At 71.2% G+C, this 25,302-nt stretch carries 22 protein-coding genes, 1 tRNA gene and 1 pseudogene; 15 read left to right on the top strand and 9 right to left on the bottom strand.

The window, feature by feature from the left end; genetic code table 11:
* The first annotated feature begins 84 nt into the window (after positions 1-84).
* Positions 85-1,995 (top strand): DEAD/DEAH box helicase, encoded by a 1,911-nt coding sequence (locus RKD05_RS16080; protein WP_424711359.1) that lies wholly within the window; start codon positions 85-87, stop codon positions 1,993-1,995.
* Between the two features lie 174 nt (positions 1,996-2,169).
* Positions 2,170-3,249 carry a VIT1/CCC1 transporter family protein gene (locus RKD05_RS16075; RefSeq protein WP_424711358.1) on the top strand — a complete coding sequence of 360 codons (1,080 nt, stop codon included), beginning with the start codon at positions 2,170-2,172 and terminating at the stop codon, positions 3,247-3,249.
* A 16-nt stretch (positions 3,250-3,265) separates the two neighbouring features.
* Here RKD05_RS16075 and RKD05_RS16070 read toward each other — a convergent pair whose 3' ends face one another.
* The gene (locus RKD05_RS16070) at positions 3,266-4,309 is read right to left on the bottom strand and encodes an isopenicillin N synthase family dioxygenase (RefSeq protein ID WP_424711356.1); all 1,044 of its coding nucleotides are present in this window, start codon (positions 4,307-4,309) and stop codon (positions 3,266-3,268) included.
* Between the two features lie 291 nt (positions 4,310-4,600).
* A tRNA-Leu gene (locus RKD05_RS16065) sits at positions 4,601-4,685 on the bottom strand.
* A gap of 172 nt (positions 4,686-4,857) precedes the next feature.
* On the opposite strand from RKD05_RS16065, the gene RKD05_RS16060 reads away from it, so the two are divergent.
* Together RKD05_RS16060 and RKD05_RS16055 are read left to right on the top strand one after the other, a co-directional pair.
* Entirely contained in the window at positions 4,858-6,159 is a 1,302-nt protein-coding gene (locus RKD05_RS16060; protein WP_424711355.1) for a M20/M25/M40 family metallo-hydrolase, read from the top strand.
* 8 nt (positions 6,160-6,167) lie between these two features.
* Entirely contained in the window at positions 6,168-7,016 is an 849-nt protein-coding gene (locus tag RKD05_RS16055; protein ID WP_424711353.1) for an undecaprenyl-diphosphate phosphatase, read from the top strand.
* Between the two features lie 54 nt (positions 7,017-7,070).
* On the opposite strand, the gene RKD05_RS16050 is transcribed toward RKD05_RS16055, so the two are convergent.
* Entirely contained in the window at positions 7,071-7,937 is an 867-nt protein-coding gene (locus tag RKD05_RS16050) for a PAC2 family protein (protein ID WP_424711351.1), read from the bottom strand.
* 107 nt (positions 7,938-8,044) lie between these two features.
* Between RKD05_RS16050 and RKD05_RS16045 the strand changes: the two genes are divergently transcribed.
* From RKD05_RS16045 to lnt, 9 genes and pseudogenes are all read left to right on the top strand, one after another.
* Positions 8,045-8,737, top strand: coding sequence for an HAD family hydrolase (locus RKD05_RS16045; RefSeq protein WP_424711349.1), 693 nt, complete (start codon positions 8,045-8,047; stop codon positions 8,735-8,737).
* Positions 8,734-9,759, top strand: a complete 1,026-nt coding sequence (locus RKD05_RS16040) for a tRNA (adenine-N1)-methyltransferase (protein ID WP_424711348.1) — start codon at positions 8,734-8,736, stop codon at positions 9,757-9,759. The genes RKD05_RS16045 and RKD05_RS16040 overlap by 4 nt, the downstream gene beginning before the upstream one ends.
* Positions 9,760-9,768: 9 nt before the next feature.
* The gene (locus tag RKD05_RS16035; protein WP_424711346.1) at positions 9,769-10,725 is read left to right on the top strand and encodes a hypothetical protein; all 957 of its coding nucleotides are present in this window, start codon (positions 9,769-9,771) and stop codon (positions 10,723-10,725) included.
* Between the two features lie 36 nt (positions 10,726-10,761).
* Positions 10,762-11,754 (top strand): helix-turn-helix transcriptional regulator, encoded by a 993-nt coding sequence (locus tag RKD05_RS16030; RefSeq protein WP_424711345.1) that lies wholly within the window; start codon positions 10,762-10,764, stop codon positions 11,752-11,754.
* Positions 11,751-12,734, top strand: coding sequence for a helix-turn-helix transcriptional regulator (locus tag RKD05_RS16025; protein WP_424711343.1), 984 nt, complete (start codon positions 11,751-11,753; stop codon positions 12,732-12,734). The genes RKD05_RS16030 and RKD05_RS16025 overlap by 4 nt, the downstream gene beginning before the upstream one ends.
* Positions 12,735-12,812: 78 nt before the next feature.
* Positions 12,813-13,061: a Sec-independent protein translocase subunit TatA gene (gene tatA / locus RKD05_RS16020; protein ID WP_424711342.1), complete on the top strand. Its 249-nt coding sequence runs from the start codon at positions 12,813-12,815 to the stop codon at positions 13,059-13,061.
* A gap of 63 nt (positions 13,062-13,124) precedes the next feature.
* Positions 13,125-13,883: a twin-arginine translocase subunit TatC gene (tatC, locus tag RKD05_RS16015; protein ID WP_424711341.1), complete on the top strand. Its 759-nt coding sequence runs from the start codon at positions 13,125-13,127 to the stop codon at positions 13,881-13,883.
* Positions 13,880-16,355 (top strand): annotated as a pseudogene (locus tag RKD05_RS16010) (DEAD/DEAH box helicase). Before tatC ends, RKD05_RS16010 begins: the two are co-directional and overlap by 4 nt.
* A 38-nt stretch (positions 16,356-16,393) precedes the next feature.
* On the top strand, positions 16,394-17,956 hold the full coding sequence (lnt, locus tag RKD05_RS16005) for an apolipoprotein N-acyltransferase (RefSeq protein WP_424711339.1): 1,563 nt from the start codon (positions 16,394-16,396) through the stop codon (positions 17,954-17,956).
* 14 nt (positions 17,957-17,970) lie between these two features.
* Here the strand turns inward: lnt and RKD05_RS16000 are convergent, their stop codons facing one another.
* The 4 genes from RKD05_RS16000 to RKD05_RS15985 form a co-directional block, all read right to left on the bottom strand.
* Complete coding sequence (locus RKD05_RS16000; RefSeq protein WP_022877536.1) at positions 17,971-18,339, bottom strand: RNA polymerase-binding protein RbpA; 369 nt, start codon at positions 18,337-18,339, stop codon at positions 17,971-17,973.
* Between the two features lie 109 nt (positions 18,340-18,448).
* Positions 18,449-19,231 (bottom strand): glycerophosphodiester phosphodiesterase family protein, encoded by a 783-nt coding sequence (locus RKD05_RS15995; RefSeq protein ID WP_424711338.1) that lies wholly within the window; start codon positions 19,229-19,231, stop codon positions 18,449-18,451.
* Positions 19,228-20,184 (bottom strand): SPFH domain-containing protein, encoded by a 957-nt coding sequence (locus tag RKD05_RS15990; RefSeq protein WP_424711337.1) that lies wholly within the window; start codon positions 20,182-20,184, stop codon positions 19,228-19,230. Before RKD05_RS15990 ends, RKD05_RS15995 begins: the two co-directional genes overlap by 4 nt.
* Complete coding sequence (locus RKD05_RS15985) at positions 20,181-20,651, bottom strand: NfeD family protein (protein WP_424711336.1); 471 nt, start codon at positions 20,649-20,651, stop codon at positions 20,181-20,183. The genes RKD05_RS15990 and RKD05_RS15985 overlap by 4 nt, the downstream gene beginning before the upstream one ends.
* A 177-nt stretch (positions 20,652-20,828) precedes the next feature.
* Between RKD05_RS15985 and RKD05_RS15980 the strand changes: the two genes are divergently transcribed.
* Positions 20,829-21,593 carry an SDR family oxidoreductase gene (locus RKD05_RS15980; RefSeq protein WP_424711335.1) on the top strand — a complete coding sequence of 255 codons (765 nt, stop codon included), beginning with the start codon at positions 20,829-20,831 and terminating at the stop codon, positions 21,591-21,593.
* 2 nt (positions 21,594-21,595) lie between these two features.
* Entirely contained in the window at positions 21,596-23,566 is a 1,971-nt protein-coding gene (locus tag RKD05_RS15975) for a S9 family peptidase (RefSeq protein WP_424711333.1), read from the top strand.
* 55 nt (positions 23,567-23,621) lie between these two features.
* Here the strand turns inward: RKD05_RS15975 and RKD05_RS15970 are convergent, their stop codons facing one another.
* Positions 23,622-24,173 (bottom strand): HdeD family acid-resistance protein, encoded by a 552-nt coding sequence (locus RKD05_RS15970; RefSeq protein ID WP_424711331.1) that lies wholly within the window; start codon positions 24,171-24,173, stop codon positions 23,622-23,624.
* 77 nt (positions 24,174-24,250) lie between these two features.
* Positions 24,251-25,168 carry an AEC family transporter gene (locus RKD05_RS15965; protein ID WP_424711329.1) on the bottom strand — a complete coding sequence of 306 codons (918 nt, stop codon included), beginning with the start codon at positions 25,166-25,168 and terminating at the stop codon, positions 24,251-24,253.
* Positions 25,169-25,302 lie beyond the last annotated feature (134 nt).

Here is a 25,302-nt window from a genome sequence, read left to right as displayed (position 1 = left end):
GTCGCGGAACCATCCCTAGGCGCACGCGGCACCCCCCAGAACCGCCTATCGTGGATGTTCGCGCTCGCGAGGGAAGGAGGTTCGATGCTGGAAGAAGAAGCCCGCACTTCGGCCCTCCCCGACACCTCCGATGGCACCGCGCCCGAACTCTCCTTCGGCGACTCCGGCGACGAGCACCACTTCGGAAGCTTCGCCGCCGAGCACCTCTCGCCGTCGTTCCCGCAGCGCGCCCCGTGGGGAACCGCGCAGCGTCTGCGCGCGTGGCAGGCCGAGGCGCTCGACCAGTACTTCGGCTCCGACGGCCCCGACGGCGTGGGCCGCGGCCCCCGCGACTTCCTCGCCGCGGCCACCCCGGGCGCCGGTAAGACGACGTTCGCCCTCCGCCTCGCGTCCGAGCTCATGCGCCGCCGGGTCGTCGACCGCATCGTGGTCGTGGCCCCCACCGAGCACCTGAAGACCCAGTGGGCAGAGGCGGGGGCGCGGGTCGGCATCCGTCTCGATCCGTACTTCTCGAACCGGCACGCGACGCCCTCGCGGCAGTACCACGGCGTCGCGGTCACCTACGCGCAGGTGGCCGTGAAGGCTGAGGTGCATCAACGCCTGACGATGGATGCCAGGACCCTGGTGATCCTCGACGAGGTGCACCACGGCGGCGACGCGCTCAGCTGGGGCGACGCGCTCCGCGAAGCGTACGGCCGTGCCACCCGCCGCCTGCTGCTCTCGGGGACGCCCTTCCGCAGCGACACCGCGCCCATCCCCTTCGTGGAGTACCACCCGAACGAAAAGGGCATCCGCCTCTCGCGCACGGACTACGCCTACGGCTACCGCCGCGCGCTCGACGACGGGGTCGTCCGCCCTGTGTTCTTCCTCGTCTACGCCGGGCAGATGCGCTGGCGCACCAAGGCCGGGGAGGAGATGGAGGCCCAGCTCGGGCAGGACAACACCAAGGACATCACGTCGCAGGCCTGGCGCACCGCGCTCGACCCCAACGGCGACTGGATTCCCGCGGTCCTCCGCTCCGCCGACCGGCGCCTCACCGAGGTGCGCGAGACGGTCCCGGATGCCGGCGGCCTCGTCATCGCGACCGACCAGACCGCCGCGCGCGCCTACGCCACGATCCTGGAGGACATCAGCGGCGAGAAGGTCACCGTCGTGCTCTCCGACGAAGCCGAGGCGTCCGGCCGCATCGAGACGTTCTCGAAGGGCACGAGCCGCTGGATGGTCGCCGTCCGCATGGTGTCCGAGGGCGTCGACGTCCCGCGCCTCGCCGTCGGGGTCTACGCCACGAGCGCCTCGACGCCGCTGTTCTTCGCCCAGGCCATCGGCCGCTTCGTCCGTGCCCGGCGCCGCGGTGAGACCGCGAGCGTCTTCCTCCCCAACGTGCCCCAGCTCCTCGCGCTCGCCGGCGAGATGGAGGCGCAGCGCGACCACGCCCTCGACCGCGACAGCGACGCGGACGACCAGTGGAACGCCGAAGAAGACATGATGGATGCCGCCGAGCGCGAGGACAAAGCCTCCGACGCGCTCGAGCAGGAGTTCGAGTACCAGGCCCTCGGCTCCCTCGCGCACTTCGACCGCGTCCTGTTCGACGGACAGGAGTTCGGCCAGCTCGCCGTCCCCGGAACGATCGAGGAGGAGGAGTTCCTCGGCATCCCCGGGCTCCTCGAACCCGAGCAGGTGCACGAGGTGCTCATGACCCGGGCGTCGCGCCAGTCGCGCCACCGGTCCTCGCGGGAGGCGAAGGAGAAGGCGAGCGGCCAGGAGCCGCCCAGCGTCGACGAGGGCGGCCTGCCGCAGCCCCTCCACCGCACGCTCAGGGAACAGCGGCAGCTCCTCAACAGTCTCGTCGGGCTGTACGCCCGCCAGACCGGCGAGGCGCACGGCCTCGTGCACGCCGAGCTCCGTCGCATCTGCGGCGGCCCCGCCGTCTCGCACGCCACGGTCGCGCAGCTGCAGGCGCGCATCGAAGTGCTGCGCAAGCGCGTCCGGTCCTGAACACCGTCCCGCGGCGGATCGCCGGGCGGTTTCGCGACCCCGAAATGCTGGCACCGGGACCGTGGCATCCGCGTGTTTCCGGGCTTCGGAGGCCCGAAATGCTGTCAGTATCGGCCGACGCGCCCGGGGGAGGGGAACGCCCCGCCTAACGTGGGGGAGACCCGAAGGAGAACCGTGACGACCTCCGCCACACCCACCGCCCGCGACCGCCGCCGTTGGGCGCGCTACCTCGTCGACGAACGCGCCGAAGCGCGCGTGTACCGCGACCTCGCGAGCCGCCGCTCCGGCGAAGAACGCGAGATCCTCCTCGCGCTCGCCGAGGCCGAGGGACGCCACGAGCAGCACTGGCTCGCCCTCCTCGGCGACACGCCCCAGCGCCTTCCGCGTCCCGACCTCGGCACCACGCTGCTCGCCTGGATGGCCCGCCGCTTCGGCTCGATCTTCGTGCTCGCCCTCGCGCAGAACGCCGAAGCGCGCTCACCGTACGCCGACGAGCCGTACGCGACCGCGCAGATGGCCGCCGACGAGCAGGTGCACCACGAGGTCGTGCGCGGGCTCGCCGCCCGCGGACGCCGGCGCCTCTCCGGAACGTTCCGCGCCGCCGTGTTCGGCGCCAACGACGGGCTCGTGTCGAACCTCGCGCTCGTGATGGGCGTCGGCGCCACCGGCGTCGCCCCGAGCTTCGTGCTGTTCAGCGGCATCGCGGGACTCCTCGCCGGCGCGCTGTCGATGGGCGCGGGCGAATTCGTCTCGGTGCGCTCGCAGCGCGAACTGCTCGAGGCCACCGAGGAGAACGACTACGCCGACTCCGCGCTCCCTCACCTCGACCTGGATGCCAACGAGCTCGCGCTCGTCTACCGCACCCGGGGGATGGATGCCGAGGAGGCCCTGGCCAAAGCCCGCGACGTCGTCACGGCGGCCCAGGCCGGGGCGGCTCCCGCCGCCGCGGCACCGGGCGAGTCGTCGCACGAGGTCGTCGGCAGCGCGTGGGGGGCCGCGATCTCGAGCTTCCTGTTCTTCGCCTCCGGAGCGATCATCCCGGTCCTGCCGTGGATCTTCGGCCTGAGCGGCGTCGGAGCCGTGGCTCTCGCCCTCGGCCTCGTCGGCGTCGCCCTGCTCGCCACCGGTGCGATGGTGGGTCTGCTCTCCGGCGCTTCGCCGCTCAAGCGCGGTCTGCGTCAGCTCGCGATCGGCTTCGGCGCCGCCGCCGTGACGTACGTGCTGGGCCTGCTGTTCGGGGTGTCCGCGGCCTGAGGTTCGGTGTCCGAGCTCAGCCGCGGCTCGCGCTGACCCGCGCGGCCTCGCGCACCGCGGACACGTTCTTGCGTCCGGCGCGGGATCCGGCGAGCTTCGCGGCGATGTGCTCCGAGACGGTCACCGGCTCGTAGAGCGCGGGCCATTCGCGCGACGCGAAGTGGGGGAGCACCCCGACCACCGCGTCGGCGTTGCCGTCGTGGAAGAACGCCGCCGAGCGGCGCCGCTCGATCGTCCCGCCGATCACGGGCGGCTTCACCCGGTGCAGCGTCGACAGCCACTTGTCGTTCGTGAGCCGCGCGGCCACGTCGCCGACGTTCACCAGCAGCGCGCCCTCGGCCGGCATGACGTCGTTCCACGACCCGTCCAGTCCCAGCACCTGCAGGCCGGCGACGCGGTCGGCCCACAGCACCGTCACGAGGCCGTAGTCAGTGTGCTCGCCCATGCCGGTCAGCTCGGCGCCGAGTTCGATCGAGCCCGGGGGCAGCGCGTAGTTGTTCATCCGCAGCACGTCGATCGAGTGGTCCGTGAGCGTGTCGAAGTAGTCGTCGGGCACCCGCAGCGCCGCGGCGAAGATGCGGGTCAGCGTCCGCGCCACTCGCCGGGCCTCGTCGTAGTACGACTCGACGGCCCCGCGGAAGCCCGGTGTCGCCTCCGGCCACGTGTTCTCGGCGTAGTGCGCGGGCGTGGCGGTCGTCCCGGGATACGCGCGCCACGACGTGCCCACGTTGAACGCCTCGAAGAAGTCGTTCATCCGCGTCACCGGATCGATGCCGAGGCTGTAACTCAGCGACTCGCTCTTCGGAGGCGTGTAGCCGCGGTTCTCGGATGCCGGACGCACATACTGCTTCTTGGCATCCAGGCTCAGTCCGAAGAAGGCGTCGAGCGCCTCCTCGAGGTCGGTGATCGTCCGGTCGGGCACCCCGTGCCCCACGATCTGGAAGAAGCCGACGGTGCGGCACGCGTGATCGACGGCGGCGACGACGGCGGCCCGCGCCACTTCGGAACCCGGGCCGACCCATGCGGAGATGTCGATGGTGGGAACGTGGAACCGGTACATGTGGCATCCATCCTTCCGGGATGCCTCGACGCTAGAGCCGCGATGTCACATCGGCGTTTCGTCGGTGTCACGGGTATCGAAGGACGGAAAACGAAGAAGGCCCCGGACGAATCCGGGGCCTTCTTCATTCTGTGCGCGAGGGGGGACTTTCCCCACCGCCCCTCCACGCGCCGCTGCGCGGCACGCGGAGCCTCCGGCGGCGTGGGCCCAACCCCGCACGGGTTCGCCGCCCTCCCGCTCCCGTAGACAACGAAGAAGGCCCCGGATGAATCCGGGGCCTTCTTCATTCTGTGCGCGAGGGGGGACTTGAACCCCCACGCCCTATACGGGCACTAGCACCTCAAGCTAGCGCGTCTACCTATTCCGCCACCCGCGCATTGGGTGTCTGTCGCTTTCGCAACGAAGAACGACATTACCACGCCCGGAGCGCACCCCACGAACCGGGGCCGCACCCCGGGCGCGTCCCGCCGCCGTGTCGATGGGGCACCGACGTGCCGCAGCCGTGGCGTGGACGGGGGAGGGCGCACGCGCCGGGTACCGTAGTGCGCATGTCCGAGCACGACGCCGACCCGCCCGAGGTCGCCCGCGTGGCCGCCGACCTCATCCGCTTCGACACCACGAACTTCGGCGGAGGCCGGTCCCGCGGCGAGCGCGAGGCCGCCGAGTACGCCGGTGCGTACCTCGAGGCCCTCGGCCTCGACGTCGACTACTACGAGCCGATCGACCGCCGCACGAACCTCTCGACGCGCATCCCGGGTCGCAACCGCGACAAGCCCGCGCTCATCCTGCACGGCCACCTCGACGTCGTCCCGGCCGTCGCCGAGGACTGGAGCGTCGACCCGTTCGCGGGCGAGATCCGCGACGGCATCCTGTGGGGACGCGGCGCGGTCGACATGAAGGACATGGATGCCATGATCCTCACCGCCGTGGCCGACGTGCTGCGCGCGGGGGAGCAGCCCGAACGCGACATCATCGTGACGTTCTTCGCCGATGAGGAGAACGGCGGCGTCGAGGGCTCGGCCCTGGTCGTCCGCGACCGCCCCGAGTGGTTCGCCGGCGCGACCGAGGCGATCAGCGAGGTCGGCGGCTACTCGATCGCGGTCGACGACCGCCGCGCGTACCTGCTCCAGGTGGGCGAGAAGGCCCTGCTGTGGATCAAGCTCGTGGCCCGTGGCCGCGCGGGTCACGGCAGCGCCCTGCACCCCGACAACGCCGTGACCGCCGTCGCGGAGGCCGTTGCCGCGCTGGGGCGCACGCACTGGCCCGTGCGCCTGACCGACACCACGACGCAGCTCCTGGCCGGCCTCGCCGAGCTCACCGGTGACGACGCGGGCGACCCCGACCGTCTCGCGCAGCGCGCGGGTGCGGCGTCCGGGTTCCTCCGTTCCACCCTGCGGACGACGACGAACCCCACGGGGCTCACCGCCGGGTACAAGCACAACGTCATCCCCGACCGTGCCGAGGCCCTCATCGACGTGCGGGTGCTGCCCGGCACCGAGGAGGCGGCGCTCGCCGACATCCGCCGCATCGTCGGCCCCGGCATCGAGGTCGAGATCGTCCATCAGGACATCGGCCTGGAGGTCCCGTTCGCGGGCGACCTCGTGGATGCCATGGTGGGGCAGCTGTCCCGCCACGACCCGGGCGTGCCGGTGATCCCGTACCTCATGGGCGGCGGCACCGACAACAAGGCCCTGGCCTCCCTCGGAATCTCCGGTTACGGGTTCGCGCCGCTGCGACTCCCGTCCGATCTCGACTTCACCGGGATGTTCCACGGTGTGGATGAGCGCGTCCCCGTCGACGCGCTCGAGTTCGGTCGTCGAGTTCTCGCCGACCTCCTCCGGACGTACTGAAGGACCGCATGCATATCTTCGAGGTCATCATCCTCGGGCTCGTCCAGGGCCTGACCGAGTTCCTCCCCATCTCCTCCAGCGCCCACCTGCGGATCGTGGGCGAGTTCCTGCCGTCGCAGACCGACCCCGGCGCGACGTTCACCGCGATCACGCAGCTGGGCACCGAGCTAGCCGTTCTGCTGTACTTCCGCAAGAAGATCGGCAGGGTCATCTCGCGCTGGTTCGGTTCGCTGTTCGGTCGGGTTCCGCGCAACGATCCTGACGCCCGCATGGGGTGGCTGATCATCATCGGCACGATCCCCATCGGCATCCTGGGCTTCCTGCTGCAGAGCCTGATCCGCGACAACTTCCGGAGCCTCTGGATCACCGCGGTCGTGCTCATCGTGTTCGGCATCCTGCTCGGGCTCGCCGACCACTACGGCAAGCGTCGTCGTGACCTGAACGACCTCACCTACCCGCACGGTCTCGCCTACGGATTCGCCCAGGCCCTCGCCCTCGTGCCGGGTGTGTCCCGTTCGGGTGCGACCACGACCCTGGGCCGAGCCCTCGGGTACAAGCGCACCGCCGTCGCGGAGTACTCGTTCCTCCTCGCGGTCCCCGCGGTGTTCGTGAGCGGGCTCTACGAGCTGTACAAGAGCTTCGACGAGGGCACCGGACCGTACAACCTCGCCGAGACGGGGCTCGCGACCGTGATCGCGTTCGTCGTCGGCTTCCTCGTGATCGCCTTCCTCATGCAGTACCTCAAGAAGGGCAGCTTCCTGCCGTTCGTGATCTACCGCATCGTCCTCGGCGTCGTCGTGATCGTCCTTCTCCTCACCGGGGTCGTCCCGGCGGAATCCACGATCATCTCCGGCTGACCCCGCACGCAGCAGAACGGCGCCGCCCCCTCGGGGACGGCGCCGTTCTCGCGTTCAGCGGCGGGGCGGGTCGTCGCGGCCCGGCTTGGCGGGGCCGTCGCCGCCGCGGCGCAGATACCGCTCGAACTCCTGGGCGATGGCATCCCCCGACGCCTCGGGAGAATCCCACGTGTCGCGGGTCTGCTCGAGCTGGTGGATGTAGTCGCGCATCTCGTCGTCATCGGCAGCGGCCGCGTCGATCGACGCCTCCCACGCGAGCGCCTCGGCCGCGAGTTCGCCGCGCGGCACCGGGATGCCGGAGATCCCCTCGAGCCGGTCGAGGAGCGCGAGCGTGGCCTTGGGGGACGGCGTGTGGCCCGCGACGTAGTGCGGCACGCTCGCCCACAGGCTGGCCGTGGGGATGCCGGCGCGCTCGGCCGCGTCGCCGAGGGCGCTCAGGATGCCGACCGGCCCCTCGTACAGACTCCGCTCGAGCCCGAGGGACTGGCGCACACCGTCGTTGTCGCTGCCCGCGAACACCGAGATCGGGCGCGTGTGCGGGACGTCCGACATCATCGAGCCGAGCGCGACGAAACCGGTGATGTCCTCCCGCAGGGCGACGTCGATGAACTCCGCCGCGAAGGCCTGCCACGCGCGAGCCGGCTCGACCCCCACGAGGAGCCAGATCTCGGGGTCGTCGGTGCGATGGGTGGGGCGGAGCAGCGTGGCCTCGGGCCATGTGAGGGTGCGGTGGCCCTCGGCATCCACTCCCACCTGGGGGCGGGTGTACTGGTAGTCGAAGTACAGCTCCGGATCGACGGAATGCACCACCTCGTAGTCGCTGCCCGTCCGCAGCATCGCTGCCGCGGACGAGGCCGCCTCTCCGGCGTCGTTCCACCCGTCGAAAGCGGCGACGATGATCCGGCGACCCAGTGCGTCCACGCAACCTCCTCTGCCCCTGCGGGGCTGGATATCCAGGATAGGCGCATGCGCCCGGGGGAGCGCTCGGCCGGGGGATGGTCGGGGAGCGCGCTGGATACGATGGAACGATGACTTCCCCCGCCCCCGCCGCCGTCCTCTGGGACATGGACGGCACCCTCGTCGACACCGAACCGTTCTGGATGGCCGCGGAGACGCCGCTGGTCGAGCGGTTCGGCGGCACGTGGTCGCACGCGCAGGCGCTCGGGATGGTCGGGCTCGCGCTGGAGGACTCCGCGCGGCTGCTCCAGAACGCCGGCGTCCCGTGGGGCGTGGACGAGATCATCGCCCACCTCACCGACGAGGTGCTGCGCCAGCTCGCCGTGCAGGGCGTGCCGTTCCGCCCGGGCGCGCAGGAGCTGCTGGCCGACCTGCGCCGCTCCGGCGTGAAGACGGCGCTCGTGACGATGTCGATGCGGCGCATGGCGCTGTCCGTCGTCGATCTCATCGACTTCCCGGCGTTCGACGTCGTCGTCGCCGGTGACGACGTCACCCGGCCGAAGCCCTATCCCGACCCCTACCTCCAGGCCGCCGACGCCCTCGGCGTCGCCATCGGCGACACCGTCGCGATCGAGGACTCGCCGAACGGCCTGCGCTCGGCGCTCGCGAGCGGCGCGGTGACCCTGGGCGTCCCGCTCATGGTCTCGCTCGACGAGGTCGGTGCCCACGCGCTGTGGCCGACCCTCGCCGGTCGCGGCACCGCGGACCTCGCCGCCCTCCATTCCACCCACGCCCCCGCGACCACCCCACAGGAGACCCGATGAGCGAGACCCCGCACCTGAGCGGACCTTTCCGGGTCGGTGACCGCGTGCAGTTGACCGGACCCAAGGGTCGGATGCACACCATCACTCTCCGCGAGAACGGCGAGCTGCACACGCACAACGGCGTGCTCAAGCACGAGCTCCTCGTCGGCCAGCCGGACGGCAGCGTCGTCACCAACAGCTCCGGCCACGACTACCTCGCGCTGCGTCCGCTGCTGCGCGACTTCGTCATGTCGATGCCGCGCGGAGCGGCGATCGTCTACCCGAAGGACGCCGCGCAGATCCTGTCGCAGGCCGACATCTTCCCCGGGGCGACAGTGGTCGAAGCGGGCGTGGGCTCGGGCGCGCTGTCGCTGTGGCTCCTGCGCGCGATCGGCCCGAGCGGCCGCCTGGTGTCGTTCGAGCGCCGCGAGGAGTTCGCCGACGTCGCCCGCGCCAACGTCGAGACGTTCCTCGGCGCGACCCCCGCCACGTGGGAGGTCGTCGTGGGCGATCTGGTCGAGAACCTCCCGGATGCCGTCGCCCCGGCATCCGTCGATCGTGTCGTGCTCGACATGCTCGCGCCGTGGGAGTGCATCGACGCCGCGGCCGACGCGCTCACCCCGGGCGGCGTCGTGCTCTGCTACGTCGCCACCGCCACGCAGCTGAGCCGCGTCGCGGAATACATCCGCGCCACGGGGCTCTTCACCGACCCGGATGCCTCGGAGACCATGGTCCGCGGATGGCACGTCGAGGGCCTGGCCGTCCGCCCCGACCACCGCATGGTCGCGCACACCGGCTTCCTCCTCACCGCGCGCCGCCTGGCCCCCGGGGCCGTGCCGCCGGAGGTCAAGCGGCGGGCGTCGAAGTCCAGCTACGGCGACGAGGACGTCGAGCTGTGGACTCCCGGTGCCGTCGGCGACCGCGAGATCACCGACAAGAACCTGCGCAAGCGCGTGCGCGAGGCCCAGAAGGCTGCCGACGGCGTGCGCCGCCGCGACGGCGAGCCGGTGGCCGCGACGGAGGCACCCGACGGGACCGCCTAAACTGATCCGGTGCGCAGACTCCCCGCCCTCGTCGCCGTGATCGCTCTGGCCGGAACCGGCCTCGTCGGATGCGCGGCATCCGGCAGCGCCTCCGCTGCGGGATGCACGCCGCCGCCGTCCGACTCGCGCGCCGCGGAGGCCGTGACGGTCTCGGGCGAGGTCGGACAGAAGCCCGACGTGCAGGTGCGGTCGCCGTTCCTGCCCGACACGCGTTCGGTCGAGACGGTGGTCACGGGCGACGGTGAGCGCATCACTCAGCCCGACCAGCTCGTTCTCCTCGACCTGACGGTCTACAACGGCATCACGGGCGAGCGCATCGTGGGCTCGCGCTACGACGGCAACGTCGCGAACGCGCAGCCTCTGTCCGGCTGGGACCAGACGTTCCCCGACTTCTCCTCCGCGATGCTCTGCGCGACGCAGGGGTCGCGCCTGGTCGTGTCGATGCCGTACGACAGCGTGGGTCCGCAGGCGGCGCAGGGGCTCGACATCCCGCAGGGCGGCTCTGCCGTCGTCGTGGCCGACGTCGAGCGCGTGTACCTGCCCGCCGCGAACGGTGCCGACCAGTTCACGGCCGGCTTCGGTCTTCCCACGGTCGTGCGCGCGCCGGGCGGCCAGCCCGGTGTGACGATCCCCGACGGCAACGCGCCGACCTCCGTGTCGGTGCAGACGCTCAAGAAGGGCGACGGCCCCGCGCTGACCGCCGACGCGACCGCGCGCCTCGCCGTGCTCGGCGTCTCGTGGAACGACCGTCGGCAGTTCGTGACGACGTGGGGCAAGAACCCCATCGCGGCGCCGCCGTCGAAGCTGCCCGGGACGCTCGCCTCCGCGCTCGAGGGCCAGACGGTCGGCTCGCAGGTGCTGGTCGTCATCCCCGCCGACCAGACGGCGGACGACCAGAAGCTCTTCAACGCGCCCACCGACACGGCCCTCGTGTACGTCTTCGACATCCTCGGCGTCGACGGCTGAGTCCGGCTGAGCCCGGCCCGCGCCTAGGATGGGCGGGTGTCCGCCGCCTCGTCCCGACCCGCTCCCGAGGAGCGTCTGGTCAACCTCGTCGTCGCCCTCATGGCGACGGAACAGGGGCTGACGAAGGACACGATCCTCTCGTCCGTGGCCGGTTACCGCGAGCAATACGAGGCGGGGGCCTCCAAGGACGCCCTTGAGAAGATGTTCGAGCGCGACAAGGAGAACCTGCGCGGACTCGGCGTCCCGATCGAGACGATCGGCGACCGCGCCGACCCCGATGATCTGCGCGAGGCCCGGTACCGCGTGCCGACCGCGGAGTACGCGCTCCCGGAGGACATCTCGTTCAGCCCCGCCGAAGTCGCACTGCTGAACATCGCGGGGAGCGTGTGGGGCAGCGAGTCCCTGTCGGCCGATGCCCGCAGCGGTCTGCGCAAGATCCGTGGTCTCGGCATCGCCGTCGATGAGCCGATCATCGGCTACGCGCCCCGCATCCGGGCTCGGGATGCCGCCTTCCCGGCGCTGCAGCGGGCGATCGAGGAGTGCCGGGTCGTCACGTTCAGCTACCTCCGTCCCGGCGACGCGCGGGCGCGGGAGCGTCGCATCCGTCCGCTCGCGCTGCTGGAGTACGAGGCGCGGTGGCACGTCTTCGGTTTCGATCTGACGATGGATGCCGAGCGCACCTTCCTCCTCTCGCGCATCGTCGGGGACGTCACCGTGACGCGCGAACGCTTCGACGAGAAGCTGCGGGTCGGCGCGGGGGAACGGGCCCTCGCGGGACTCGAGGGGGTCGCACGTCGTCAGCGGGCGCTCCTCGAGGTGCACCCGGGCACCGAGGCGGCGCTGCGACTGTCGCGGCGCGCCGAGCCGGCGGCGCAGGGCATCGTGGTGCCGTACGTCGATCTGCACGTGTTCGCGGACGAGCTCGCCTCCTACGGGCCCGAGGTGCGCGTCGTCGCCCCCGACGACCTGCGCGAGCAGGTCATCCGTCGCCTGCGCGCGACTCTCGCCCTGCACGGAGGTGCCGCGTGAGCTCCGACCGCGCCCTGCCCGCCCTCGACCGGGCGGCCCTCCTGCTCCAGCTCGTGCCGTACATCATCGGCAAGGGCGAGGTCTCGATCGCCGAGGCCGCGGCCGATTTCGACGTGACCGCCGATCAGATGCGGGCGATGGTCGAGAGACTCACCGTCATCGGCCTGCCCGGAGAGGGCGGGTACTGGCAACTTCCGAACGAACTGTTCGACATCGACTGGGATCTGCTCGACCGCGACGAGATCATCTCGATCACGAACACGGTCGGCCTCGAACGGTCGCCGCGTCTCACCGCCCGCGAAGCCGCCGCGCTCCTGGCCGGTCTGCAGCTCACGCGGTCCCTGCCGGGCGTGGGCGACAGCGCCCTCGTGACGGGGTTGCTCGCGAAGCTCGCGCGGGGGGCGTCGTCGACCCCGCCGGCGGTCATCGTGGCCCCCGGTCCCGTGGACGGCGTCCGTGACGTCGTGGACCGCGCGCTCCGCCGCGGGGTGGCGGTTTCGTTCACGTATCGCGCGCCCGGTGCCGCGCCGACGACCCGCACCGTGGATCCGATCAAGGTCCACATCGCCGGGGGCCAGTGGTACTTACAGGGCTGGTGCCACACGCGGCAGGCGGTGCGCACGTTCCACCTCGACCGCGTCAGCGACCCCGAGCTCACCGGCATCCCCGCGGTCCACGGCGCCGACCCGGTACCCGAGCTGTTCGCCCCCGCCGACGACGAGGTCGTCGCGCGGTTCCGGTTCCCCCGCGCGGTGGCCCCGCTGCTGTCGGACTACCTCGAACGCGCCACGATCGAGGGCGAGGGGGACGTGGCCGTCGCCTCGCTCCGCCTCGCCGACGAGCAGAGCCTGAAGCGTCTCGCGGCGCGGCGCGGCGGCGAGGTCGAGCTGCTCGAGCCCACCGGCGCGCGGCGCGCCGCGGCGGCCTGGGCGGCCGCGGGTCTCGCGCAGTACGGGGAGGATCTCTCGCCCAAGGGGTGAACACGTCGAGTTCGTGAGCCCCGGCGGAGGGGCACGGGCTACACTGAAGGCACCCCCGCCCGATACTGAGGAGTCCTCATGCTAGGCAATCTGAACGGATGGCACCTGCTGATCGTTCTCGCGGTCATCCTGTTGCTCTTCGGTGCCGCGAAGCTCCCCGCCCTCGCGAAGAGCATGGGCCAGTCGGCGCGCGTCTTCCGCAGCGAGATGAAGGAGATGAAGCGCGACGACGAGGCCGCCACTCCGGAAGCTCCACGCGCGACCGAGTCGGGAACCGCGTCGTCCGTGACGCCCGAGAAGCGCCCTTCCAGCGACACCTCCGCATAGCGCGTGGCCACGGCAGGACCGCCGCGGATCGAAGTGCCGGAGGGGCCGCGGCGCGATAAGCGCATGTCCATCGGCGCTCACCTGGTCGAACTCCGTAAGCGCCTGATGATCGCGGCGGCGGCTCTCGTCGTCGGCATGATCATCGCGTTCATCATCACCGACCCCGTGATCGCATGGATCACGGAGCCGATCCGTGTTCTCACGGAGCGACGTGGCACGAACTTCGCCGCGCTCAACTTCACGAACGTGACGTCCGGCTTCGACCTGCGGATGCGCATCGCCTTCTCCATCGGCATCTTCCTCTCGTCCCCGATCTGGCTGTGGCAGATCTGGGCGTTCGTGATGCCGGGCCTCACGCGCAAAGAGATCCGCTACACGGTCGGGTTCCTGGCATCCGCGATCCCGCTGTTCTTCGCCGGCTGCTGGGTGGGGCTGTTGGTCGTCCCGCACGTGATCGAGATCATGTCGACGTTCATTCCGCAGGGTGGCGTCAACTACTACGCGGCGACCGAGTACTACGACTTCGTGTTCAAACTCATGCTCGTGATCGGCGTCGCGTTCGTCCTGCCCGTGTTCCTGGTGGCGCTGAACGTCATCGGCATCGTGAGCGGGCGCGCGATCCTGAAGGGCTGGCGCATCGCGATCCTCATCGCGACGGTCTTCTCGGCCCTGGCCACGCCCGCGGCCGACGTCGTGACGATGTTCCTGCTCGCCGGCATCCTCATCGTCTTGTTCTTCGCCGCGGCCGGCGTATCCCTGCTGTTCGATCGACGCAAGGCCCGTCGCGCTGCCGCGGCGGGGCTGCCAGGATCGATCGTGTGAGTGGACTGAGCCCCGCCGACCGATTCGCCCGGGCCTCCGCCCGCGCCCAGCATCCGATCACCGCCGATTTCGCGGAGTCCCAGCGGTTCGACCTCGATCCGTTCCAGATCGCGGGATGCCAGGCCCTCGAGGACGGTCGGAGCGTGCTGGTCGCGGCGCCCACCGGTGCCGGCAAGACGATTGTGGGCGAGTTCGCGATCCACCTCGCGATGCTCGAGCCCGGCGACAAGGCGTTCTACACGACCCCGATCAAGGCGCTCTCGAACCAGAAGTTCCACGAGCTGCAGGAGGTCTACGGCGACGACGAGGTGGGCTTGCTCACCGGCGACACGAACATCAAACGCCTCCGCGCGCATCGTGGTCATGACGACCGAGGTGCTGCGCAACATGCTCTACGCCGATTCCCCGGCGCTGCGCGGCCTGCGGTTCGTCGTGATGGACGAGGTGCACTACCTCGCCGACCGCTTCCGCGGTGCGGTGTGGGAAGAGGTCATCATCCACCTGCCGCGATCGGTCAAGCTCGTCTCGCTCTCGGCCACCGTCTCGAATGCAGAAGAGTTCGGCGACTGGCTCGACACCGTGCGCGGCGACACCGAGGTCATCGTGTCCGAGACGCGGCCCGTGCCGCTGGAGCAGCACGTGCTCGTGCGCGGCGACCTCCTGCCGCTGTTCGACGACCGCGCGGGCGTCGCGACGGCCCAGGTGAACCAGGAGCTGCTGCGGATCCGCGGCGGCCACGCCTCGACGTTCGAGAACAACCGGCGCGCACAGGAGTACCGCTCCGCGCGGCACGCGGGCGGCCGGCGCCAGCCGCGGAACGGTCAGCGCCCCGTGCGGGCCGCGCACGCGCCCCGGATGGAGCGGATCGAGCGCCCGCAGGTCGTCGATCTGCTGCGGCGCAACCACCTGCTCCCGGCGATCTTCTTCATCTTCAGCCGTGCCGGCTGTGACGCCGCCGTGCAGCAGCTGCGGCGCGCCGACGTGCGCCTCACGTCGCCCGAGGAGCGGGCCGAGATCCGGCGCGTGGTCGACGAGCTGACGTTCACGCTCAAGGACGAAGACCTCGCCGTGCTGCGGTTCTGGGAGTGGCGCGAGAACCTCGAGCGCGGCATCGCGGCGCACCACGCCGGCCTCCTGCCGGCCTTCAAGGAGGTCGTCGAGGAGCTGTTCCGGCGCAAGCTCGTGAAGGTCGTGTTCGCGACCGAGACCCTCGCGCTCGGGATCAACATGCCCGCACGCACCGTCGTGCTGGAGAAGCTCGAGAAGTTCAACGGCGAAGCGCGGGTCGCGATCACGTCGGGCGAGTACACGCAGCTCACCGGTCGCGCGGGGCGCCGCGGCATCGACGTCGAGGGGCACGCGGTCGTGCAGTGGACCGAGGGTCTCGACCCGCAGTCGGTCGCCGCGCTCGCGTCGCGCCGCACGTACCCGCTGAACTCGAGCTTCCGGCCGACCTACAACATGGCCGTCAACCTCATCGATCGGTTCGGGCGCGCCCGCGCGCGCGAGATCCTCGAGTCGTCGTTCGCGCAGTTCCAGGCCGACCGCTCGGTCGTGGGCCTCGCGCGGCAGGTCAAGGAGGCCGAGGAGTCGCTCGCGGGCTACGAGACCGCGATGACGTGCGATCGCGGCGATTTCCGCGAGTACTCCACGATCCGCCGTGAGCTGTCCGACCTCGAGAAGATCAACCGTCGTGACGCGACGGCGCCCCGACGCCTGCGCGACGAGCGGCAGCAGCAGATCCAGTCACTGCGGCGCCGGATGCAGCGGCATCCGTGCCACTCGTGCCCCGATCGCGAGGCCCACGCCCGCTGGGCGGAGCGGTACTGGAAGCTCAAGCGCACGACCGACAAGACGCGGCAGCAGATCGACCAGCGCACGGGGACCGTGGCGCGCGTGTTCGACCGCGTCGTCGACGTCCTCGCGGCGCTGGAGTACGTCGAGATCGACGACGACGGCACGACGACGCTCACCCCGGCCGGGCGCACGATGCGCCGCATCTACGGCGAGCGCGACCTGCTCGTCGCGGAGTCGCTCCGCCAGGGCCTGTGGAGCGCGCTCGACGCGCCATCGCTCGCGGCCCTCGCGTGCTGCCTCGTGTACGAACCGCGCCGCGACGAGGCGGGCCCGGGGGAGCGGGGCCTTCCACGCGGACCCTTCCGGGGAGCCCTGGATGCCACGCAGACGCTGTGGCAGGAGTTGGACGACCTCGAGCGAGACCACCGCCTGCCGGGGTCGGAGACGCCGGCCTCGGGACTCGCCCCGGCGATGCACGGGTGGGCGCGCGGGCTGCCGCTGGACACCGTGCTGACCCTCGCCGACATGGCGGCGGGCGACTTCGTCCGGTGGGCGAAGCAGACGATCGACCTGCTCGATCAGATCTCGCTCGTGGCCGAGCCCAAGCTCGCGAAGACGGCGCGGACCGCGCTCGATTCCGTGCGCCGCGGCATCGTCGCGTACACCTCGGCGTGATCAGGGTCGGCGCAGGTCCCGCCGCTTAGGCTGGTCGGGTGCCTCTCGCCGATCCGCCGCGACCGATCGTCCGTCTGGCGTTCGCCGCACCGCTGTCGACCGCCGCAGGGCTGCTGCTCGTCACCGCGTTCCCGGCGCCGGCGCTGTGGCCCATGGCATTCCCCGCGGTGGCCATGGCGCTCGTCGCCCTCGCGGGTCGGCGCGTGTGGTCGGCGGTGCTCGTCGGGTTCCTCTTCGGCGCTGCCTTCTTCTCGGTGAACCTGCTCTTCACGGCTCGCTATCTCGGGCCGATCCCGTGGATCGCCCTGTCGGTCCTGGAGTCGCTGCTCACGGCCGCGTTCGCCGTGCCGATCGCGCTGGCGTATCGGTGGATGCCGCGGATCGCGCCGGGTCGCGTCGGTCGGCTCGTGCTGCTTCCCGCGCTCGTGGCGGGCCTGTGGACGCTGCGGGAGCAGATCGTCGGCTCGTGGCCGTACGGCGGCTTCCCGTGGGGCCGGATCGGCGTCTCGCAGGTCAACGGTCCGTTCGCCGAGGTGGCGTCGTGGGTGGGCATGTCGGGGCTGAGCTTCCTCGTCGTCGTCTTCTGCGCGATGGCGATCGAGTTCGCGCGGTCGGGGCGGTTCCGTCGACCCGTCGGGGCCGTTCCCGCCCTGGTCGTCCTGGTCGCGCTGCTCGCGCTGCCGCAGTTCCCGACGACGGACGCGGGGTCGCTGCGCGTCGGCGCGGTGCAGGGCAACGGGCCGGCGGGGTACTTCGACCAGCGGGCGCGCAACGCGGTGCTGAACGCGCAGCTCGCGGCATCCGCTCCGCTCCTCGGTCAGAAGATGGACGTGCTGCTGTGGCCGGAGGGCGGCGTCGACTCCGACCCCACCCGCAGCCAGAGCACCGCCGCGGTGCTCGATGAGCTGTCACGGCGCCTGGACGCGCCGCTGCTCATCTCGGCGGTCACGGAGCGCGGACCGAACCTCTACAACTCGTCGCTGCTGTGGACCGCGGACGGGGCGCCGGAGCAGATGTACGACAAGCGCCACCCGGTGCCCTTCGGCGAGTACGTGCCCGACCGGGCGTTCTGGGAACCGTTCGCCCCCGACCTCATCGGTCTCATCGGCCGCGAGTACACCCCGGGAACCGCCGACCCGGTGGTCGACATCGACGGCGTCGTGGCGGGGCTCGCGATCTGCTTCGACGTGATCTACGACGACGTCGTGTGGGACGGAGCCTCGGAGGGCGCCGAGGTGTACCTCTTCCAGACGAACAACGCCGACTTCCGCGGGACGGACGAGAACCTCCAGCAGCTCGCGTTCGCCCGGATGCGCGCGATCGAGACCGCGCGGTCGGTCGTGAACCTGTCGACGGTCGGCACCAGCCAGGTCATCGCCCCGGACGGCGCGACGCGTGACGAACTGCCGGTCGACGCCGCCGGATACATGCTCGACGACGTGCCGCTGCGGACGGGCCTGACCCCCGCGGTCGTGATCGGCCCGGCGCTGAAGATCGTGCTGGGGTGGGGGAGCCTCGCGGGACTCGCCGCCGCCGGAGCCGTGCTGGCGTTCCGCGGGCGCACGAAAAAGACGCCGGCCCCCGAAGGAACCGGCGCCTGAATCCGTGATCCGCGTTACGCGCTGATCTTCTGATCCCCGCCGCGGCGTGCCCGGAGGAACGCCAGGCGCTCCTCGAGGAGCTCCTCGAGCTCGGGGATCGTGCGACGCTCCAGGAGCATGTCCCAGTGCGTGCGCGGTGCCTTGTCGTCGCTGTGGTCGACGGTGGCGGTGCCCTCGCCGATGCGCAGCAGCGCCTCAGCGCCGCAGGTGCGGCATTCCCATGCCGGCGGAACCTCGGCGTCCGCGGCGAAGGTCAGCACCGTCTCGCGTCCGCAGGTGGCGCAGACGTAGGTGTGCTGGGCCCGGTCGTGGAAAACGACCCCGTCTTCGCTCTGAAGGCTCTGTGCGCCGAGTCGGATGCCTCGAAGACTGCGATCTGCCATTGTGTGGTCCTCTCGTCGGTCCCCATGTATAACGGCCCGACCTGTGCGCTTTATTCGAACAGAGGGCACCCTGGCGAGATTCACAGAGGATGCTCAGGTCGTCGGGCGTTCACCGCCCGTTCACGACGGCGAGCGCGAGGTCGGCGCGGTCGGTGACGATCCCGTCGACGCCGATGTCGAGAAGGCGCCGCATGTCGGCGGGGTCGTTCACGGTCCACACGTGCACCTCGACTCCGGCCGCGTGGGCGGCGCGCACGAGACCCGGCGTGACCACGCGCACCGGGCCCTGGCGCTCGGGGATCTGCACGGCATCCAGTCCCGTGAGGAGACGGCGGACGGTCCCGCGCAGGCCCACCGCCTGCGCGGCGACGAGGCGCGCGACCGTCCTCGAACCGGGAGAGGTCGCGGGAGACAGGGCGGCACCCGCGGCCCGCGCCGCGGCGAGCGCGAGGAGGCGGCGCTCGTCGGAGAAGCTCGTCACGAGCACGCGGGCGGCGTGCGGCGCGACGAGGCGTCCGGCCGGCTCGGCGGCGTCCTCGGCCTTCACGTCGAGGTTGAAGCGCACGTCGGGGAACGCGTCGAGCGCTTGCGCGAGCGTGAGCAGACCGCCCCGCTCGGCCATGAGCTCCTCGAGCTCGGGGAGGCGGACGTCGGCGATCCTGCGGGGGTCGCCGGTCACGCGCGACAGGTCGTCGTCGTGGAACAGGATCACGACGCCGTCGGCCGTGAGGTGGCAGTCGGACTCGACGTAGGCGACGCCCGCGGCGTGCGCGGCCGCCACGGCGGCGAACGAGTTCTCGGCGACGCCGAGCGCGGCATCCGCCTCGGTCACGAGACCCCGGTGCGCGAGGACGCGCGGGGGTTCGGGGGAGAGGTACGGATGCCGGGTCATGAGCCGGCGGGAGCGGCACCGCCGCGCTCGTCGGGGGAGGCAGCGTCCGGAAGGCCGGCCGCGCGCGAACCGAAAGCACCGGAGATGCCCTTCAGCGCCTCGGTCAGCTCGCTCGGGATGATCCACAGCTTGCTCGAGGCGCTGTCGCTGATCTTCGGGAGCGTCTGCAGGTACTGGTACGCCAGCAGCTTGTCGTCGGGGCGCCCCTCGTGGATCGCGGAGAACACCGAGTGGATCGCCTGGGCCTCGCCCTCGGCGCGCAGCACCGCGGCCTGCTTGTCGCCTTCGGCCTCGAGGATCGCGGCCTGCCGACGCCCCTCCGCCTCGAGGATCTGCGACTGCTTCGAGCCCTCGGCGGTGAGGATCGCGGCGCGGCGGTCGCACTCCGCGCGCATCTGCTTCTCCATGGAGTCCTGGATAGACACCGGCGGGTCGATGGCCTTGAGCTCGACGCGGCCCACCCGGATGCCCCATTTGCCTGTCGCCTCGTCGAGCACCACGCGCAGCTGCCCGTTGATGTTGTCGCGGCTGGTCAGCGCTTCCTCGAGGTTCAGACCGCCGACCACGTTGCGGAGGGTCGTGGTCGTCAGCTGCTCGACCGCGCCGAGGTAGTTGGCGATCTCGTACGTCGCCGCGCGGGCGTCGGTGACCTGGAAGTACACGACCGTGTCGATCGAGACGACGAGGTTGTCCTCGGTGATCACCGGCTGCGGCGGGAACGACACCACCTGCTCGCGCAGGTCGATGAGCGGCCGCACCCGGTCGATGAAGGGCACCACGATGTTCAGGCCGGGGAGGAGCGTCTTGTGGTACCGGCCCAGCCGTTCGACGACGCCGGCGCGGGCCTGCGGGACGATGCGGACCGCGCGGAAGATCGCCACGATCACGAAGATCGCGACGGCGATCGCCAGCACCCAGCCGATGACGGACGGGATGAGATTCTCGACGTTCATGGTGTGACTCCCTGCTCTCGAGCGCGGACGACGGCGGTGGCGCCGTCGATGCGGGCGACCTCGACGGGCGTGCCCGGGTCCAGGCGCGTGTCGGTGTCGCTGCGTGCGGTCCAGACATCGCCGTTGGCGAGCTTGACCTGCCCCGCGACCCGCGAGACGGTCGCCAGCACGAGGCCGTCGAGGCCGATGAGCGCCTCGACGTTGGACGGACGGGTGTCGGCGGTGCGCTGCAGGCGCCGCAGCATCCGCGGACGGAGGAACACCACCAGCGCGATCGCGGCCGCCGCGGCGAGGATGACCTGCACCCACGGCGGCGCGCCGCCGAGATCGGCGACGAGGCCGACGATGCCGCCGAGGGCCAGCATCAGGAACGTCAGCTCGACCGTGATCATCTCGATGACGAGGAAGAGCAGGATCACCACGAGCCACAGGATCCAGGCCCACGTGTCGATGGTCGAAAGGTCCATGTCGCACCGCCCTTTTCCCGAACGTAGCACGCGTGCGCGGCGCCGAGACCGGTTCCTGGGGGAGCGTTCAGGATGCCGTCACCGGTGGGTTCCGGCATCCCGGTCGGTAGGCTGGGTCTTTGTCGTGTGCGCCGGCGTCGGTCGCCGGCATCCGATTCCGAATCGTCAGGAGTTCCCGTGTCCCAGACCCTCCCGTCCGGCTCCCTGAGCGGCAAGACCGCCCTCGTCACCGGCTCGTCGCGCGGCATCGGCGCCGACACGGTCCGCTACTTCGCCGAGGCCGGCGCGAACGTCGTCATCAACTTCCGCAACAAGGCCCCGCGCGCCGAGAAGCTCGCCGCGCAGCTGCGCGAGCTGGGTGTCGAGGCGCTCGTCGTCGGCGCCGACCTCACCGACCCGGCGTCGGTGCTGGCGATGTTCGACGAGGTCGAGCGCACGTTCGGCGGCCTCGACGTGCTCGTCCTCAACGCCTCGGGCGGCATGGAGTCGGGCATGGCCGAGGACTACGCGCTGAAGCTCAACCGCGACGCGCAGGTCAACGTCCTCGAGTCGGCGCTGCCGATCCTGCGCGAGGGCTCGCGCGTCGTATTCGTCACGAGCCACCAGGCGCACTTCATCCGCACGACGCCGACGATGCCCGAGTACGAGCCCGTCGCGCTGTCCAAGCGCGCCGGTGAGGACGCCCTGCGCGAGCGCATCCCGGCGCTCGAGGAGCGCGGCATCGGCTTCACCGTCGTCTCCGGCGACATGATCGAGGGGACCATCACCGCGACGCTGCTCGAGCGCGCCAACCCCGGTGCCATCGCCGCGCGCCGCGAGGACGCCGGCAAGCTCTACAACGTCGCCGAGTTCGCCGCCGAGGTCGCCCGCGCGGCCCTCGACCCGGTGCCCGCCGACCACACGCGCCTCGTGGGAGACACGGACTCGTTCGGAGGGGAGTGAGCATGCGCGCCCACGACATCGAGACCTTTGTGTCGGTCGGGCGCCCCGCGCTCTCGTCCGACGGCGCCTTCGCCGTCTACGCCACGTCCCGCCCCGACATCGCGGCCGACCGTGCCGTGGGCCAGCTGTGGCGCGTCGACCTGCCCGACGGCACGCCTCGCCGCCTCACGCGCGGCGTCGCCGACCGCGCGCCGCGGCTGTCGCCCGACGACACCACGGTCGCGTTCCTGCGCGCCGACGCCCGCGGTCGCACGCAGGTGTTCGTCGTCCCCGCGGTCGGCGGCGAGCCGGTGCAGGTCACCGACCAGGCCAGCGGCGTGACCGACGTGTCGTGGTCGCCCGACGGCACGCGCCTGGCGTTCACCGCGCGCGTGGTCGAGCCCGGCCGCTACGGCACGGTGGAGGGACGGGATGCCACCGCCGAACCGCCGCGCCGGATCACCGGCATCCGCTGGCACGCGAACGGCCACGGCTACCTCGACCGTCCCGCGCACCTGTTCGTCGTCGACGCGCCGGCGGCCGACGCGGAGCCGTTCTACGAGCCCGCCCCCGACGTCGTGACCCCGGAGAAGCGAGTGGTCGCTTCGGCGCCGCGGCAGCTGACCGACGGCGCGACGAGCTGGTCGGGCGTGGCGTGGACGGCCGACGGCAGCGAACTGGTGAGCCTCCCCGACGTCATCGAGGACCGCGTCGCCGACCTGCGCTCGCGGGTCGTCGCGGTGGCGGTGGACGGGGGAGCGCAGCGCGAGGTGCTGGGGATCGCCGCGAACCTCTCGATCGACGAGGTGGCGGTGGCCCCGGACGGCGCGATCCTCCTGCGCGGCAACGACGTCGGCGACTCCGGTCTCGACTTCGTGGCGCCGGGCACGGCCGTGTGGCTGCTCGACGCCGATGGTCCGCGCGCGCTCACCCATCCCGAGACGATCGACCTCGGCGAGGTCGGCTCGCACCTGTCGTTCGCCGGCGACGACGTGCTCGTGCAGGACCGCACCCGCGGCCGCGTGCGGCTGCTCCGCGTCACGCGCGGGGGAGAGGTCGCCGAGGTCTTCGGCGGCGACGTCGAGGTCACCGGGCACGCCGCCGCGGGCGGCCGGATCGTCGCGGCGGTCGCGACGCCCGAGTCCGCGGGCAAGCTTCTGCTCCTCGACGGCGTCACGGGGCGCGCGCTCACCGACCTCGGCGCCCCGGCACGCGAGCGCGGCATCGTCGTCCCCGAGGAGCGCGAGATCACCGGCCGCGACGGCTACCCCGTTCACGGCTGGGTCGCGGTCCCCGAGGGCGAGGGGCCGTTCCCCGTGATCCTGCAGATCCACGGCGGCCCGTACGCCTCGTACGGTGTGCACCTCTTCGACGAGACGCAGGTGCTCGTGGATGCCGGCTACGCGGTCGTCTACAGCAACCCTCGCGGGAGCGCCGGCTACGGCCGCGCCCACGGGCGCTCGATCCGGCAGGCCATGGGCACGCTCGACTACTTCGACGTCATCGACTTCTTCGACGGTGTGGTCGGCTCCGACCCGCGGCTGGACGGCGAACGCGTCGGCATCCAGGGCGGGTCGTACGGCGGCTACATGACCGCGTGGATCATCGCGCACGATCACCGGTTCGCCGGGGCGATCGTCGAGCGCGGGTTCCTCGACCCCGTCGCGTTCCCGGGCACGAGCGACATCGGGTCGTTCTTCGGGCAGGAGTACGTCGGCACCGACCCCGCGCGGATCGCCGCGCAGAGCCCGATGGCGGTCGTCGACGACGTGCGCACGCCCACGCTCGTGCTGCACTCCGAACTCGACTACCGCTGCCCGATCGAGCAGGCGACGCGGTACTACGCGGCGCTCAAGCACAACGGCGTCGACGCCGAGATGCTCATCTTCCCCGGTGAGGATCACGAGCTCACCCGCGCGGGTCGCCCGCGGCACCGCGTCCAGCGGTTCGAGGCGGTCCTGGACTGGTGGGCACGACACCTGCCCGTGGCCTGAACGGAAGAGGGGGCCTGGATGCCGTGGCATCCAGGCCCCTCTCTCGTGAGTCGGGTCAGGCGGTCTTGCCGAACTGGATCGCCCGGACGATCTGGAACACGCCGAGGACCAGGAGCGAGGCGCCGAGCAGGAGGAACAGCGTAACCGCACCGAGCAGCGGCGAAAACAGCAGGACGACGCCGGCGAGGATGCTGATGATCGCGAAGAAGATCGTCCATCCGCGGCCCGAACCATGGTTCAGGGTCGTGAGCGACACGACGCCCTCGATGATCCACAGGATGCCGACGAGGGTGCCGACGAAGACGCCGAACCAGGCCGTCGTCGCCGGGAGGTTCACGAACGAGAAGATGCCCGCGAGGATGAACAGCAGCCCGAGGACGATGTAGCCGATCCGAGCCCATCCGGAGCGGAAGAAGATACCGATCCCGATGTTCACGATGCCGGCGATGATGACGTAGACGGCGATGATGGCGACGGCGACCGCGGCGGTGCGTCCGGGCCAGAGCAGGATCAACAGACCGACGATCAGCGAGATCGCGCCGCTGACGGCCAGAGCCGTGCGCACGGCCCGCACCGCGGGCGTACTGGACGAGGTGGTGGTGGACATGGCGAGCCTTCCTGAGTGAATGCTGAGAGCTTCGCTTTCACGATAGACCTCGCGCGATCCGTCGTGGGGGACCTAGGTCATCCCAGTAACAGGGCGACTCCGAACAGCACCGGGAGACACCCGAGGGTGGAGATGAAGACCACGTCGCGCGACAGGATCTCGCCCACCCCGTAGCGCTGCGCGAAGTTGAATACGTTCTGCGCCGTGGGGAGCGCGGCGAGCGTCACGACGATCAGCACCTGCTCCGGCGGCAGCGCGAACGCCAGCGCGACGCCCCACGCGACCGCGGGCATCACGAGGAGTTTCAGCACCGACGCGATGAGGACGTCGACGCGGCGTCCCGGCTCGGTCAGTACCCGCTGGCCGTACAGCGACATCCCGTACGACATCAACAGCACGGGCACGCACGCCGCTGAGAAGAACGTGAGCGGGTCCATGACGATCGGCGGGAGGTGGATGCCGAGCACCGCCACGAGCACGCCGAGCGCCGATCCGATGAGCATGGGGTTCTTGGCCGTCTGGGTGAGGATCCGCCGCGGGGAACGCGAGCCCGAGGTCGCGGCATCCAGGATGCCGAGGGCGATGGGCATGAGGACCAGGAGCTGGAACAGGATCACCGGAGCCGAGTAGGCCGCGTCGCCCAGCATGTAGAGCGAGATCGGGATGCCGATGTTGTTGCTGTTGACCTGTCCCGCCGACAGTGCGCCGATCACCGTCTCGGCCGTGCGACGGCGGAGCACGAAGCGCGAGATCAGGGCGTACCCGCCGATGATGATCGCCGCGGTGATCATCGACACCGGCAGGAGGGCCGAGAACAGCGTCGTGACGTCGGCGCGCGCCAGCACCACGAACAGCAGGAACGGCGACAGGACGAAGAACGTCAGGCGGCTCAGCACCGGGCGCGCGTGTTCGCCGAGCAGATCGATGCGGGCGATGACGTAGCCGACGACGACGGCGAGGCCGATGACGGCGAATCCGGTCAGGATGCCGCTCACGCCGGTACTCCCGGGCAGACCCGCGCGCCGCGGGGGCGACGTCGCGATTCCATTGAGGCGAGCCTACTCGTGCGGGGGCGTCGCTCGTTTCCGCCCGCGGGGACCAAAGTCCCGCGTGGGAGAGTCGGGCGAAC

The sequence above is a fragment of the Microbacterium sp. SLBN-111 genome, assembly GCF_049739645.1.
Taxonomy (GTDB): Bacteria; Actinomycetota; Actinomycetes; order Actinomycetales; family Microbacteriaceae; genus Microbacterium.
Note: the sequence above shows the minus strand (reverse complement) of the source record. Positions and strands in the feature narration are given on the sequence as shown.